Genomic DNA, 12,934 nt, shown 5'->3' on the forward strand with positions numbered 1-12,934 from the left:
CAGCGATGACAGCAGAAAGACGTCAGCAGGCCTGGATTGTAATAGCCGTCACCCAGGTGAAGTTCAGAAAGAGGCAACAGGAGGTGAAATGACTGCCGGATGCGCAGCGCGCGCTCCGGCATTAGGGCTTAACGCGAAATAATCAGGTGGATACCAAAACCAGCGAACAGCACGCCAGCCATACCATCTACCCACTTCGCCAGCCGCTGATAACGGGCGCGGATCCACGGCAGCGCAAAGATAGCCGCCACCAGCGTAAACCAGGCAAAAGTTTCACCAACAATCAGCAGGAACAGACCCCAGCGCTCCGCCGAACCGACATCGTCACCGACGAACAGCGAGAAGACGCTGCCGAAGTAGATAATCGCTTTAGGATTCGACAGGTTGGTCAGCAGGCCCTTAAGAAAGCTCATGCCGCGTTTCGGCAGCTCTACCACCGGCTCATCCTGCTGCGGTTGCTTGTGGCGCTGACGCGCCGAGCGCATCAGCTGCCAGCCCATCCACAGCAGATAGAGGCCACCGCCGACCATAATAATCTGATGCAGCCACGCCATTTTTTCCAGGATCAGATGCAGGCCCATCAGCGCCACGCCCGCCCAGACCACAATGCCCAGGGTAATGCCCAGCACACCCATCATCGCCTCTTTGCGCGAACGGCTGGCTGCGGTCTGTGACACGAAAAAGAAGTCGGGGCCGGGGCTCATCAGCGCCACCAGATGTACCAGCGCCACGGTTGCGAATAACATCAGCATGATTAGTGTCCTTTACTCTTCATCATCAAGATGCTCTTTGATCATCACCAGGAAGGGTTTGCCAAAGCGCTCCAGTTTGCGGTGACCCACGCCGTTGACGCTAAGCATCTCGGACGCGCTGACCGGCATCTGTTCTGCCATCTCTATCAGCGTGGCGTCATTGAACACCACGTAAGGCGGAATATTCTCTTCGTCGGCGATCGCTTTTCGCAGCTTACGCAGCTTAGCGAACAGTTTGCGATCGTAGTTGCCACCGTGAAACTTCGCCGGACCACTGCTCTTTATTTTCGCGGTGATTAAACGCGGCACCGCCAGCATCAGTGGCACTTCACCGCGCAGCACCGGCCGCGCTGCTTCGGTTAGTTGCAGTGCCGAGTGCATAGCGATGTTCTGCGTCACCAGCCCCAGATGGATTAACTGACGTAACACGCTGACCCAGTGTTCGTGGCTCTGATCTTTGCCCAGCCCATAAACTGGCAGCTTGTCATGACCCTGTTCACGGATGCGCTGGTTGTTGGACCCGCGCAGGACCTCAACGATATAGCCCATGCCGAACCGCTGGCCCACGCGATAGATGCCGGAGAGCGCTTTTTGCGCTTCAACCAGGCCGTCGTAACGCTTCGGCGGATCAAGGCAGATATCGCAGTTGTCGCACGGCTGCTGGCGACCCTCGCCAAAATAATTCAGCAGCACCAGGCGGCGGCAGGTCTGTGCTTCAGCAAACGCGCCCATGGCGTTGAGCTTGTGGCGCTCAATATCCTGCAAGGGCCCCGGCACTTTCTCTTCCAGGCATTTACGCAGCCAGGCCATATCGGCTGGATCGTAGAGCATCATCGCTTCGGCAGGCAGACCGTCACGACCGGCTCGTCCGGTTTCCTGATAGTAGGACTCGATGTTGCGCGGAATATCAAAGTGGACCACAAAACGGACGTTGGGCTTGTTGATGCCCATGCCAAAAGCCACGGTCGCCACTACGATTTGCAGATCGTCACGCTGGAACGCTTCCTGCACGCGGGCACGCTGTTCACTGTCGATGCCGGCATGATACGCCCCGACGCTGAATCCACGGCTTTGCAGTCGCGCGGCGGTGTCTTCCACCTTCGCCCGGCTGTTGCAGTAGATAATGCCGCATTTGCCGCGCTGATCCTGAACGTAGCGCAGCAGCTGATCGGTGGGTTTGAATTTTTCCACCAGCGTGTAGCGAATATTGGGGCGGTCAAAGCTGCTGATCTGAATCAGCGGATCCTGCATGTGCAGCAGGTTAACGATGTCGTTGCGGGTGGTTTCGTCCGCAGTCGCCGTCAATGCCATGACCGGTAATTCAGGGAAGCGCTGACGCATCTTCCCGAGTGCACCATATTCCGGACGGAAATCGTGGCCCCACTGTGAAATACAGTGCGCCTCATCTACCGCCAGCATCGCCGGTTGCCAGTGCGCCAGACTTTCCAGGAAGTTATCCATCATCAGGCGTTCAGGGGCGATGTAGAGCAGCTTAACCCGGCCGGTACGGCAGTCAGCCATCACCGTCTGCTGCTGATCGCGCGTCATGGTGGAGTTGAGATAGGCTGCCGCCACGCCGTTCGCCAGCAGCTGATCGACCTGATCTTTCATCAGTGAGATCAGCGGCGACACCACCAGTGTCAGCCCTTCGCGCACCAGCGCCGGGATCTGATAACAGAGCGATTTACCGCCGCCGGTGGGCATCACCACCAGACAGTCGCGTCCGCTCAGCGCCTGATTAATGATCGTCTGCTGACCGGGACGAAACTGCTGGTAGCCGAAGGTATCCTGCAATACCTGCTGAGCCAGCGCTTCCTGATTAAGAACTGCCGAGGTTGCCACGCGATTCCTGTCTTACGTTAGGGATTAGAACAAGTCGTTAAGCGTTACACCCACACCCAGACGCGTCTGGCGATGGTTGTAATCGATCAGTGATTCACCGTAGCCGCTAAACACCTGAGTATAGAAGCGGACGTGCTCGCTGATAGGGTAGCTCCAGCCCATTGTCGCGCCGCCATAACCGCTGTTCCAGTTATAGTTGCCCTCTACGCTGAAGATACTGTCGCCGAACTTATAGCCCAGCCGGGTGCGGTAGTAACCCATATATTTGGTGATGTCGGGATTATCATCGCTGCTCGCCCCTTCAGGGATGCGATACCAGGGTTTGATTTCCGCCAGGAAGTTACCGTTCTCCGCCATCAGACGCGCATAGACACGGTTCCAGCTGCGTGAGGTCGGGTCACTACGTCCGTTAGATTGGTGATTGAGACCCAGTTCGACATCACGCAGCGTCCAGCCACCCAGCGTGTAGTCGGTCGCCCAGCCGAGAAAAATCTGCGGCTCATAGTTGGTCTCACGGAAAGGTGATGACTCAGCACTATTCGACAGCTGCCACCAGGAACGCTGGGTATAAGAGGCTGCCAGCACCGAGTTGTCGCCCAGAATACCGCGCCACAGCGGAAACGCCAGGCTGAGCTGGAATTTCACTTCATCTTTGCGGGCGTTTTCACCCCAGTTATAAGATGAGATCGCCTCTTTATTGAGGTCGCTGGTATAGGTGTAGAGCAGATAGTTGTTCTCGTAAGGATAGAGAACAAACGGGTTATCATGCTTCTCCAGCAGGTTAGCAATAATGCTGCCCTGAACCTGTGGCGCGTCATGAACCTCTTTAATCCGGGCTTCATCCGCCTGCGCCAGCGCAGGAAATATCAACATTGCCGCCAGCAAGGCGCGATGCTTACGCATAAAATTCTCCGGTGAGCAGCTGCGTATCAGAATAACTGAAAGGGTGTTGTAAAAAGCAGGCCATTCTACACGCAAATGGCAGTGAGCATGAGTGCTGATTTCTTAAACTGGAAACACCCTCGCAGGCGGCATAGAATACACAACTCATTCATGTTCCGCGCCCCTCTGGCCCGATTTTTTCAGGACACATCATCATGTCATCACCCGTGCTGACACCGCAGGACGCTCGCCAGCTGGTCGGCGAAATTTTTGTTTATCACATGCCGTTTAATCAGGCGTTAGGCCTGGAGCTGATGCGTCTTGACGCAGACTACGCTGAAATCAGCTTCAATAATAAATCCATGCTGGTGGGCAATCAGGCGCAGCAGATTCTGCACGGTGGTGTTATCGCGTCTGTCCTCGATGTGGCCGCGGGCATGGTCTGCGTCAGTAATGCGTTAACCCGTCAGGAGAGCATCAGCGAAGCGGATCTGCGCCAGCGTCTGTCACGCATGGGCACCATCGACATGCGCGTTGACTATCTGCGTCCCGGACGCGGCGAGCGCTTCACCGCCACCAGCAGCCTGCTGCGCGCTGGCAACAAAGTCGCCGTGGCGCGCGTGGAACTGCACAATCAACAGGGCGATTATATCGCCACGGCTACCGCCACCTATCTTATCGGCTAACCACGCCACTGAATGGATCGCATATGGATACGCAACAAACCCGCCAGGGCGTTGGCTTTGCACTGGGTGCCTACTTTATCTGGGGCATTGCGCCCGCCTATTTCAAGCTGGTCAAACAGGTTCCCGCCACAGAAATCATGACGCACCGGGTGATCTGGTCGGCACTCTTTATGCTGTTGCTGATTACCCTGAGCCGCAGCTGGCCCGGCGTTCGCAGCGTATTGCGCCAGCCCAAAAAAGTGCTGTTGCTGGCGATCACGGCGCTGACGATTGGCGGCAACTGGCTGCTGTTTATCTGGGCGGTCAACAATCAGCATATGCTGGAGGCCAGCCTGGGCTACTTTATTAACCCGCTGATCAACGTGGTGTTCGGCATGCTGTTTCTGCGCGAACGTTTTCGCCGCCTGCAGTGGCTGGCCGTGCTGCTGGCCACCGTCGGCGTGCTGGTGCAGCTGTGGCAGTTTGGATCCTTGCCGGTTATCGCACTCGGCCTGGCCCTGAGCTTTGCCGTTTATGGTCTGATGCGCAAAAAGATCCAGGTCGATGCACAGAGCGGCATGCTGATTGAAACTCTGTGGCTGTTTCCGCTGGCGGCGATTTACCTGTTCGGCTTTGCCGACAGCGCCACCAGCCATTTATCGGCGAACCCGCTGAGTCTCAACCTGAAACTGATTGCAGCAGGTATTGTGACCACCATTCCACTGATGCTGTTTGCGGCGGCCTGCAGCCGGCTGCGCCTCTCAACGGTCGGTTTCTTTCAGTACCTCGGCCCGACGCTGATGTTTGTGCTGGCGGTGGCGTTTTACGGTGAAACTATCACGCCAGACAAGATGGTGACGTTTGGCTTTATCTGGCTGGCGCTGCTGGTGTTTGTCTGCGATGCGGTGGCGTTTTCATTCCGTTCCCGCGCGCGCATAGCGTGAAATAAAGCGCGCTAAAGCCGGGCCGGTCAGCAGGATGGTAAAGAGACGCAACGTCTGCATCGCCATTACAAATGCCATGTTGACCTGGGTTCCCGCAGCAATAATCGCCACCGTGTCCAGTCCGCCTGGGCTGGTGGCGAGATAGGCCGTCATCAGATCGATATCCAGCATGCGCGTCAGTATCCAGGCCAACCCGCCACACAACAGCATCAGCCCGAAGATTGAGGCCAGCATCTGCGGCAGCGTGCGCAGTGCCAGCAGAAAAATCGGGCGGGTAAAACGTAATCCCACGCTCCAGCCAATCAGCGCATAGGCTACGGCCAGCAGCCATTCCGGCACCTGTAACACTGCGATTTCGCTGCTGTTCAGTACCGCACCCGCCAGCGCGGGCAGCAGTAATGCGCCAGAGGGGATGCGCAGTCGTGTGCCCAGCCACGCGCCCGTCAGCATCACCACCAGCGTAATCGCAAAGCCATAATTCAGCGCGGGAAACCAGAGCAGCGAGATGCTGTGCGCTTCATCGCCCAGCCCGATACGCGCGACCAGCGCGGCGGCCGAGGCGACAAACAGCACCCGCAGATACTGCATAAACGCCACCAGCCGTACATCAGCGCCGAAGTCACCCGCCATCGCCACCATGGCCGAAGCACCGCCCGGCGACGAGCCCCAGGCGCCGGTCGGACCAGGCAGATGGCTGAAGCGCACCAGCAGAAAGCCGGACAGGCCGCTGGCCGCCAGCGTCAGCAGCAGCACCGCCAGCACGATTGGCCACTCCTGAATCAGCGGTGTCAGAATTGAAGGCGAGAGGCTCTGGGCAATCATGCAACCCAGCACAGCCTGGGCAAGCAGGAAGAATCGTTTATCAATCCGCAGCGTGGCACCTGACAGCCCCATCACCACACCCACCATCATCGGTCCCAGTAGCAGCGCGGCGGGTACATGAAAATAGTGCAGCACCGCGCCCAGTAGTACCGAGATCAACAGCAGCAGCGTCCACTGCATGCGTAACGAAAAAGCATCCATAAGAAGTTAATTATTTGTAAAAACAGGAAGGTCAGAGTACGCAGAAATCGGGACGGGAGCCAGCAGAACGGGCCATCTGAGATGACCCGCTCGTGTTTCAAAGCCAGTTTTTGCGCTTGAAGTAGAGATAGGGCGCCAGTCCGGCCAGAATCATCAGGCCTATGGCTGCGGGATAACCGAAGCTCCACTTCAGTTCCGGCATAAACTCGAAGTTCATTCCGTAGCTGGAAGCGACCAGCGTCGGCGGCAGAAACACTACCGAGACCACCGAGAAGATCTTGATGATGCGGTTCTGTTCGATGTTGATAAAGCCCATCGCCGCCTGCATCAGGAAGTTGACCTTCTGGAATAGTGATTCGTTATGCGGCAGCAGCGATTCGATATCGCGCAGAATTTCCCGTGCCTGCTCCAGCTGATTGCCCGGCAACCGCGCTTTACGCACCAGGAAGTTCAGGGCGCGCTGGGTATCCATCAGGCAGAGACGCACCTTCCAGCCGATATCTTCCAGTTCCGCTAAGCGTGACAGCGCCTGATCGTACTCTTCGCCCTGCTGACCTTCCATGATCACCCGGCTGAGTTTCTCCAGCGCGCTGTAGATGTTCTCGATTTCATCCGCCAGCTGTTCGATTTTGGTTTCAAACAGGTCGAGCAGCAGCTCAAAGGCGTTGCCGTCGATCAGGGTCTGGTTACGGGCACGCATGCGATAGAGGCGGAAAGCGGGCAGCTCACGTTCACGCAGCGTGTAGAGGCGGCCTTCACGAATGGTGAACGCCACGGTGGAGTTACCGGCGTGATCGTCAGCATCTTCATAGAAGAAGAAGGAGTGGATATGCAGACCATCTTCATCTTCGAAGAAGCGTGCCGAGGCCTCGATATCTTCCAGCTCTGGCCGTGTTGCCAGGCTCTGGCCCAGCTCGGTTTGCACCCGGTCACGTTCGCCCTCTTCCGGCTCGATCAGATCGACCCAGACGGAGGTGGTCAGTTTGTCGTTTTCGTCTTCCAGCTCCAGTCGCGTCAGGCGGCTGTGATCCAGTTTAAATGCGCTCAGCATAGCAATACTCCCCATTGCAGACTAAATGGGACAAAGCGGTCCGCCGTTCCTTTAAAAGGAACAGGCAGCCTGAACACGGAAACAGAGTTTCAAAGATAAATCAGTGCTGACTCGCGCGACGGAATCAAAAGGGAGGTCGCTGATAACCGCTAAGGCTACCCGCGTAAAGAGGTAGCCTTAGATGTTATGCCTGGTATCCAGGTCATTGAGCCAGCATCGACTGGGCGTGTCCAAGGCATTGTCCTCTCATGATAATAGTGGGCGCATGTTACGCTGAGACGAAAAAGCCGTCAACCGCGCGCTAAAGCGTTTCCAGCTTCGCGTAAGCCGCCACCAGCCACTTGATTCCCTGCCCCTGAAACGCCACCTGCAGGCGGCTGTGCTCACCGCTGCCTTCCAGATTAATGATGGTGCCTTCGCCAAATTTTGCGTGATGAACACGCTGGCCCAGCGCGAATCCACTGTCATTTTTGGTCACCGGCGCACCCATCCGCTGATGGTTGACCGGACGGCTGACGCTGGCGCGCAGACGCACTTCTTCAATGCAGGTCTCGGGCAGTTCGCCGATAAAACGGGAAGGCCGGTGATACACTTCCTTACCATAGAGTCGGCGGGTTTCGGCATAGGTCAGCGTCAGCTTAAGCATCGCGCGGGTCACACCGACATACGCCAGACGACGCTCCTCTTCCAGCCGCCCGCCTTCATCCAGCGACATCTGGCTTGGGAACATCCCCTCTTCCATACCGACGATAAAGACCTGACTGAACTCCAGCCCTTTGGCCGAGTGCAGCGTCATCAGCTGAACCGCATCCTGCCATTTGTCTGCCTGACCTTCGCCCGCTTCCAGCGCCGCATGGGATAAGAAGGCCTGCAGCGGCATCAGATCTTCATCTTCATCCTGATAGCTGAACTGACGCGTTGCCGTCACCAGCTCCTCAAGGTTTTCGATACGCGCCTGGCCCTTCTCGCCTTTTTCCTGCTCATACATCAGCCACAGGCCGGAGTCTTTGATAACCCGGTCGGTCTGAACATGCAGCGGTAATTCGGCGGTTTCGGTAGCCAGTGAATCGACCAGCTCACAGAAGCGTTGCAGCGCAGACGCGGCGCGGCCAGCCAGTGCGCGACTTTGCAGCAGTTCGCGCGTGGCCTGCCACAGCGTCATCTGACGTTCACGCGCCGTCTGACGCACCACGTCGAGCGTGCGATCGCCCACGCCGCGCGTCGGGGTATTCACTACGCGCTCAAAGGCGGCGTCGTCATTGCGGTTCGCCATCAGACGCAGATAGGAGAGCGCATCTTTGATCTCCTGACGTTCGAAGAAGCGCATGCCGCCATAAATACGGTACGGCATGCTGCTCTGCAGCAGCGCCTCTTCCAGCACGCGCGACTGGGCGTTGCTGCGATAGAGAATGGCGCAGTCGTTGAGCGCACCGCCGTTCTCCATCCAGACCTTGATACGGTTCACGACAAAGCGCGCTTCATCCAGCTCATTAAAGGCGCAATAGATAGAGATCGGTTCGCCATCGCTGCCTTCGGTCCAGAGCTCTTTACCCAGACGGCCATTGTTATTGGCGATCAGGGCGTTGGCCGCTTTCAGGATGTTATTGGTTGAGCGGTAGTTCTGCTCCAGACGGATCGTTTCTGCACCAGGGAAATCCTGCAGGAAGCGCTGAATATTCTCGACCTGTGCGCCGCGCCAGCCGTAGATCGACTGGTCATCATCGCCCACGATGATCACCCGGCCGCTGTCGCCCGCCAGCATCCGAATCCAGGCATACTGAATGTTGTTAGTATCCTGAAACTCATCCACCAGCACGTTGGTAAAGCGTTCGCGGTAGTGATTGAGGATATGCGGCTTGTTGAGCCAGAGTTCATGGGCGCGCAGCAGCAGCTCAGCAAAGTCGACTAAACCCGCACGGTCACAGGCTTCCTGATAGGCCTGATAGATGCGCAGCCAGGTCTGCTCAATCGGATTGCCATAACTTTCAATGTGCTTTGGCCGCAGGCCTTCATCTTTTTTGCCGTTGATGTACCACATGCCCTGGCGCGCAGGCCACTGCTTGTCATCAAGGTTCATCGATTTGATCAGGCGCTTGAGCAGACGCAGTTGGTCTTCGCTGTCGAGGATCTGAAAATCCTGCGGCAGACCGGCGTCAAGATGGTGGGCGCGCAGTAAACGGTGCGCCAGACCGTGGAAGGTGCCGATCCACATTCCGCCCTGGCTGGTGCCGATCAGATGCTCGATACGGTGACGCATCTCCGCGGCTGCTTTATTGGTAAAGGTCACCGCCATAATCGAATAGGGTGAGCAGTTCTCTACTGACATCAGCCAGGCAATGCGATGCACCAGCACCCGCGTTTTACCACTGCCCGCGCCTGCCAGCACCAGCAGGTTACTGCGCGGAGCCGCAACGGCCGCGCGCTGATTGTCATTCAAACCGTCGAGCAGTTCAGAAACGTCCATAAGCACCGTTTACCAGAGAAAAACGCCGTCGCCGCGTTGTTTATTCCGCCTGCCGCAAGGCAGTGTCGCGGCCAGTCAGGCGGCGACACAGGTGCCGGATAAGGGACGGCGGCAAAGCAGAGAAGAGGAGACGACTGGATAAATTTACAGCCATTATAGCAGTGAGGTGAGTGATGCCAACCGCGAAATTTCGACATGCGGCAACAGGCGCGCATCCGGGATATGCATCAGGTTGCCCTGACGCAGGTTAATCCAGCAGGCCTGCATGCCGCAGCGCAGTGAGCCGGCGACATCGGTAGTCAGGTCGTCGCCCACATGCAGAATGTGTTGTGGCGCGATATCAAGGCGTTGCGCGGCAAGCTGATACATATCCTGCCACGGCTTGGCGCGCCCGTCAGGTCCGGCCCGCAGCGTGAACTGAAAGTATTCAGCGATGCCCATTTTTTCCGGGCTGGCGTTGCCGTTGGTGACTGCCACCAGCGGGATTTTTTCCGCCAGCGCCTTCAGCGTCTGATGCGTCTCATCCGGCATCTCGACCTGACTCCGCCACTGATGGAACACCGCCATCACGTCTGCCGCACCCGCGGTCGCTTCCGCAGCAGAGAGGCCGATATTGAGCATCGCCAGCTCCACCGAACGGCGTCGCCACTCTGAAACGTCATGATAGATTTCAGGCTCGCGCTGCAGCAATTCATCGCGCAGCTGCTGATAATCCTGCGGCGTGAAGTCACGCAGCGCCGGATGAAAAGCCTGCAAAGCGGCGTGAGACTCCAGCGTGGTGCGACGGATTACCGGATAATTATCGTAGAGCGTGTCATCAAGATCGAAAGTCATGGCTTTAATGGCCGACAGCGGACGATAAAACTTCATTCGTTCTTTCCTCGTTTGGCGCGGGGATGCGCAGCGTCATACACCGAAGCCAGATGCTGGAAGTCGAGATGGGTGTAGATCTGGGTCGTCGAGAGGTTCGCATGCCCCAGCAACTCCTGCACGGCGCGCAGGTCGCCGCTGGATTCCAGCAGATGCGTGGCAAAAGAGTGTCGCAGCTTATGCGGATGGATATGGCTCGCCACACCCTGTCTGACGCCCCATCCGGCAAAGCGTTTCTGCACGTTACGGGGGGAGATGCGGTTGCCGCGCGTCGACAGGAACAGCGCATCATCCTGGCCGCCAAAGTTTTCACGCAGCGGCAGCCAGTGCTGGATCCAGGTGACTGCCGTGCGACCAATCGGCACCCGGCGCTCTTTGCTGCCCTTACCCACGACCCACACTTCGCCGGAATCGAGGTCGACGTGGCGGCAATCCATATTCACCAGCTCGGAGAGACGCAGCCCGCCGCCATACATCACTTCCAGCATCGCGCGATCACGCACCGCCAGCGGATCGTTAAGGTCGATCTCCAGCAGCTGATTCACTTCATCCACATCGATATTTTTAGGCAGATGGCGCGCTTTACGCGGCGTCATCACCCCTTTGGCCGGATTGGCGGAGAGCAGACCCTGGCTTACCTGCCAGTCGAGAAAACTGCGCAGGGCGGAGAGGCGCAGCGCGAGGCTGCTGGCAGAAAGTCCGGCGCGACGGCTGCGTGCCGCCATACTGCGCACCTGTGCCGGTTCCAGCTGTGCCCAGCTGCCGAGCTTCATCTCATCCGCAATTGCCACCAGCGCGGCAAGCTGGCGCGCATAGCTGCTCTGGGTTAACGGACTCAGCTGGCGCTCCACTTTCAGGTAGCGCAGAAATCCGTCGACGGCCTCCTGCAGTCCGCTGCTCATGCGCGCTCAACCCAGCGGGAAAGCAGGCCAGGCATCATCTGTGACAGGTGCTGCAACAGCAGCGTTCCCATGCCCGACTGATAGTGCTGGCTGTCACGGCTGCTGAACACCAGCACGCCGAGATCGCCCTCTTCGCCCATCAGCGACATCGCAACCGAGCCAATTGCTTTGGCCTGTGGTAGCAGCAGCAGCAGTTCCGGCCCATTGATATTACCGAGATAGTGGTGCTGGTTGCCGAAACGCTGAATACGCAGCGGCTCAAACGCCTGACGCGACAGGCTCAGCTGGAAGAAATCGGAGGGGGCACCCAGCAGCCATTTGTCGCTGAACAGCCGCACATTGGCACCCGCCAGGCCCAGCTCACGCGCCCAGCGATGCAGACGGTTGAGCATATCCTGCAGCGAATCAGCCGCGGCCAGATGACTTTCCAGCGACAGCAAACGGTCAAACAGCTCATGGTTCGCGCTGGCCTGCTCCATCAGCAGCGTGATCTCTTCTTCCAGCCGCTGAATGTGGTTGCGTTGCCGCGCCATATGCCACTCGACCAGTGACACGCTGCCGCGCACCGGATGCGGCACCGCCATCTGTTCAACTTCACGGGCATTACGGATGAAGAAATCGGGATTCTGCCGCAGATAATCACTGACGGCCTGATCGTCCAGCAGAACCGAACTGTCAGCCTGCTCTTCGATATTTTTCATAGATGAATAAACCCATCGTAGACATGTGTCGCAGGCCCGGTCATATAGAGCGGCTGACCGGCGCCTTTCCAGGAGATATGCAGCGTCCCGCCAGGCAGATCGACACGCACTTTCGGTGCCAGAATGCCCTGCTGAATGCCACATGCAACGGCAGCACAGGCGCCGCTGCCGCACGCCTGCGTTTCACCCGCTCCGCGTTCGTAGACGCGCAGCCGGATATGTTCGGGATTGATGATCTCCATAAAACCGACATTAACGCGATCTGGGAAGCGCTCGTGGCTCTCCAGAATCGGGCCAAGCAGTTCAACCTGCGCGGTTTTAACACTTTCCACCTGGATGACGCAGTGGGGATTCCCCATCGACACCGCACCCAGCATCACCGTCTGTTCGGCCACGCGCAGCAGATAGAGATTTTCAGCTTTGTTAGCGCGGAACGGCACCTGCTGAGGCTCAAAGTTGGGCTCGCCCATGTTCACGCGCACGTGATCGTCAGGCGTCACGGTTAACACCATGCGGCCATTCTGGGTACTGACCCGGATATCGCTTTTGTTGGTCAGCCCTTTCAGCTGAACAAAGCGGGCAAAACAGCGCGCACCGTTACCGCACTGGGCCACTTCACTGCCGTCAGCGTTGAAAATGCGATAGTGAAAATCGAGATCGGGATCGTAAGGCGGTTCAACAATCAGCAGCTGATCAAAACCGATCCCCAGATGACGATCGGCCAGCCGGCGGATCAATTCCGGCGAAAAGAAGACGTTTTGTGTCACCGCATCCACAACCATAAAATCGTTGCCGAGACCGTGCATTTTGGAGAACTGCATTTTTTGCTCCGCCGGAT

General features: G+C 57.7%; 13 protein-coding genes. 2 read left to right on the forward strand and 11 right to left on the reverse strand.

Annotated features, from left to right (window positions below):
* Positions 1-128: 128 nt before the first annotated feature.
* Genes rhtC through pldA form a run of 3 tightly spaced genes read right to left on the reverse strand, consistent with a single transcriptional unit; the run spans position 129 to position 3,497 of the window.
* Positions 129-752 carry a threonine export protein RhtC gene (gene rhtC, locus EGO56_RS18345; RefSeq protein ID WP_135910453.1) on the reverse strand — a complete coding sequence of 208 codons (624 nt, stop codon included), beginning with the start codon at positions 750-752 and terminating at the stop codon, positions 129-131.
* A 12-nt stretch (positions 753-764) separates the two neighbouring features.
* Positions 765-2,594, reverse strand: coding sequence for an ATP-dependent DNA helicase RecQ (gene recQ, locus EGO56_RS18350; protein ID WP_135910454.1), 1,830 nt, complete (start codon positions 2,592-2,594; stop codon positions 765-767).
* Positions 2,595-2,618: 24 nt separating this feature from the next.
* Complete coding sequence (gene pldA, locus EGO56_RS18355; RefSeq protein ID WP_135910455.1) at positions 2,619-3,497, reverse strand: phospholipase A; 879 nt, start codon at positions 3,495-3,497, stop codon at positions 2,619-2,621.
* Positions 3,498-3,691: 194 nt separating this feature from the next.
* Between pldA and EGO56_RS18360 the strand changes: the two genes are divergently transcribed.
* Together EGO56_RS18360 and rarD are read left to right on the forward strand one after the other, a co-directional pair.
* Positions 3,692-4,162: a thioesterase family protein gene (locus tag EGO56_RS18360; RefSeq protein ID WP_033734820.1), complete on the forward strand. Its 471-nt coding sequence runs from the start codon at positions 3,692-3,694 to the stop codon at positions 4,160-4,162.
* A gap of 23 nt (positions 4,163-4,185) precedes the next feature.
* Complete coding sequence (gene rarD / locus EGO56_RS18365) at positions 4,186-5,085, forward strand: EamA family transporter RarD (protein ID WP_013359694.1); 900 nt, start codon at positions 4,186-4,188, stop codon at positions 5,083-5,085.
* Here rarD and EGO56_RS18370 read toward each other — a convergent pair.
* From EGO56_RS18370 to dapF, 8 genes are all read right to left on the reverse strand, one after another.
* Positions 5,056-6,108 carry an AbrB family transcriptional regulator gene (locus EGO56_RS18370; protein WP_135910456.1) on the reverse strand — a complete coding sequence of 351 codons (1,053 nt, stop codon included), beginning with the start codon at positions 6,106-6,108 and terminating at the stop codon, positions 5,056-5,058. The two genes, rarD and EGO56_RS18370, sit on opposite strands and share 30 nt — an antisense overlap.
* Before the next feature lie 97 nt (positions 6,109-6,205).
* Positions 6,206-7,159: a magnesium/cobalt transporter CorA gene (gene corA, locus EGO56_RS18375; RefSeq protein ID WP_013359692.1), complete on the reverse strand. Its 954-nt coding sequence runs from the start codon at positions 7,157-7,159 to the stop codon at positions 6,206-6,208.
* 177 nt (positions 7,160-7,336) lie between these two features.
* Positions 7,337-7,393, reverse strand: a complete 57-nt coding sequence (ysgD, locus tag EGO56_RS22710; RefSeq protein WP_350769477.1) for a YsgD/CorL family protein — start codon at positions 7,391-7,393, stop codon at positions 7,337-7,339.
* A gap of 67 nt (positions 7,394-7,460) precedes the next feature.
* A complete protein-coding gene (gene uvrD / locus EGO56_RS18380; protein ID WP_033734817.1) occupies positions 7,461-9,623 on the reverse strand; it encodes a DNA helicase II in 2,163 nt (720 codons plus the stop codon).
* Between the two features lie 153 nt (positions 9,624-9,776).
* Positions 9,777-10,493, reverse strand: a complete 717-nt coding sequence (gene yigB / locus EGO56_RS18385) for a 5-amino-6-(5-phospho-D-ribitylamino)uracil phosphatase YigB (protein ID WP_013359690.1) — start codon at positions 10,491-10,493, stop codon at positions 9,777-9,779.
* Positions 10,490-11,395: a tyrosine recombinase XerC gene (gene xerC, locus EGO56_RS18390; RefSeq protein ID WP_135910457.1), complete on the reverse strand. Its 906-nt coding sequence runs from the start codon at positions 11,393-11,395 to the stop codon at positions 10,490-10,492. The genes yigB and xerC overlap by 4 nt, the downstream gene beginning before the upstream one ends.
* A complete protein-coding gene (locus tag EGO56_RS18395; protein WP_013359688.1) occupies positions 11,392-12,096 on the reverse strand; it encodes a DUF484 domain-containing protein in 705 nt (234 codons plus the stop codon). The genes xerC and EGO56_RS18395 overlap by 4 nt, the downstream gene beginning before the upstream one ends.
* Entirely contained in the window at positions 12,093-12,917 is an 825-nt protein-coding gene (gene dapF / locus EGO56_RS18400) for a diaminopimelate epimerase (protein WP_033734938.1), read from the reverse strand. The genes EGO56_RS18395 and dapF overlap by 4 nt, the downstream gene beginning before the upstream one ends.
* Positions 12,918-12,934: the final 17 nt, after the last annotated feature.

The organism is Pantoea vagans, from assembly GCF_004792415.1.
GTDB lineage: Bacteria > Pseudomonadota > Gammaproteobacteria > Enterobacterales > Enterobacteriaceae > Pantoea > Pantoea vagans.

Coding starts and splice junctions, on each gene's coding strand:
- dapF (WP_033734938.1), bottom strand. CDS start 12,917: ATGCAGTTCTCCAAAATGCACGGTCTCGGCAACGATTTTATGGTTGTG.
- pldA (WP_135910455.1), bottom strand. CDS start 3,497: ATGCGTAAGCATCGCGCCTTGCTGGCGGCAATGTTGATATTTCCTGCG.
- xerC (WP_135910457.1), bottom strand. CDS start 11,395: ATGAGCAGCGGACTGCAGGAGGCCGTCGACGGATTTCTGCGCTACCTG.
- EGO56_RS18395 (WP_013359688.1), bottom strand. CDS start 12,096: ATGAAAAATATCGAAGAGCAGGCTGACAGTTCGGTTCTGCTGGACGAT.
- uvrD (WP_033734817.1), bottom strand. CDS start 9,623: ATGGACGTTTCTGAACTGCTCGACGGTTTGAATGACAATCAGCGCGCG.
- EGO56_RS18370 (WP_135910456.1), bottom strand. CDS start 6,108: ATGGATGCTTTTTCGTTACGCATGCAGTGGACGCTGCTGCTGTTGATC.
- rarD (WP_013359694.1), top strand. CDS start 4,186: ATGGATACGCAACAAACCCGCCAGGGCGTTGGCTTTGCACTGGGTGCC.
- corA (WP_013359692.1), bottom strand. CDS start 7,159: ATGCTGAGCGCATTTAAACTGGATCACAGCCGCCTGACGCGACTGGAG.
- yigB (WP_013359690.1), bottom strand. CDS start 10,493: ATGAAGTTTTATCGTCCGCTGTCGGCCATTAAAGCCATGACTTTCGAT.
- rhtC (WP_135910453.1), bottom strand. CDS start 752: ATGCTGATGTTATTCGCAACCGTGGCGCTGGTACATCTGGTGGCGCTG.
- EGO56_RS18360 (WP_033734820.1), top strand. CDS start 3,692: ATGTCATCACCCGTGCTGACACCGCAGGACGCTCGCCAGCTGGTCGGC.